General features: G+C 34.0%; 1 protein-coding gene. It reads right to left on the bottom strand.

Translation table 11 applies throughout. The annotated features are described in order from the left end of the window. Positions 1-266: 266 nt before the first annotated feature. On the bottom strand, positions 267-1013 hold the full coding sequence (locus tag H540_RS0122305; protein ID WP_028402444.1) for a formylglycine-generating enzyme family protein: 747 nt from the start codon (positions 1011-1013) through the stop codon (positions 267-269). Positions 1014-1258 lie beyond the last annotated feature (245 nt).

Raw genomic sequence — 1258 nt, 5'->3', positions numbered from 1 at the left:
TTGAAGTCTCTTTGTCATGCCTTTTTTTATTGTAACATTACTTATGAATCAATATTAAGCCAAAAGTATTGACTTATATTAGCTGGTATAATGGAAGATCGTTCAACATTATTAAGAGCCTTCTAGCTACTTACGTAAGATATTGCAGAAAAGCACCCTAGATAGTTTAAGAGAAATGATCCTCTCATACCGTCTTTTGGGTTCCATGAATCCTGTAAAATCCCTTATATTCCCAACTGTGTATATCAATTCAGAATTTCAAATTATTAAACGATTGATCTAGCAATTCTAAATCCGATATCATCTATATAAAAATCAGGCATACTCTTTCGACGACAAGTAGCTCCACATCCACGTTCTTCTTCTGCCCAACTTCCTCCGCGAATTATTCTGTAATTACCAAATGTCTCTTCATCGTATAAGTCCCAGCACCACTCCCAAATATTTCCGATCATGTCATACAAGCCCCAATCATTAGGCTTTTTCTCACCAACTTCGTGTACTCGTTCGTTAGAATTATCTTTATACCAAGCGATTTCATCAATTTCACCATACCGATATCCTTTTGATTTTGCCTTACATGCATATTGCCATTCAGCATCTGTCGGTAAACGAAAACCATTAGTATTATAATTGCAAATAACTGATTTACTTTCATTATCAAAATCATAAAACTTGTCATAACCCAGCGCATCAGATAGTAAATTACAAAAACTCACTGCATCTATCCATGAAACATTAACAACTGGTTTTCGAGCCTCAGTTGTTGTTAAAAATTTCTTCCCCATAATAATCGCATAAAGTTCTTCTGTCACCGTATATTTAGCAAGATAAAATGGCTTAATCTCAACATTCCAAATAACTTCCTTTAAATTTTTTCTAATACCCGGCATTCCGAGTTTATAGTTTGAACTAATCCATTTTTGCTCGTTTCGAAAATCTCGTAGGCGGATTTCTCCTTCAGGAATATACACCATTAAATCTTTTAAGTAGTCATTTAAGTTAGCTAACATTGTCCTCTCCTAGTCTTGAATTAATGTTATTAGACACAACTTTCATATTAAGACATCTTTTAAGGATTATTGTTTAAGTATTTCTTCACAATCTCATACCAATATTAACATAAATATCCAGTTTTGTTTGGAAGTCTATTCAAGAATATGGCCCTTTCGTATTATAAGGTCATCCAGAATATATATCTGGTTGGCCTATTTTTAATAGGTTATTCTTTAGGTAGCCGGGGTAGGACGTTCGCGCC

It is taken from the genome of Ectobacillus panaciterrae DSM 19096, assembly GCF_000430785.1.
Taxonomy (GTDB): domain Bacteria; phylum Bacillota; class Bacilli; order Bacillales; family Bacillaceae_G; genus Ectobacillus; species Ectobacillus panaciterrae.
This window is presented reverse-complemented; position numbering and strand designations above follow the sequence as displayed.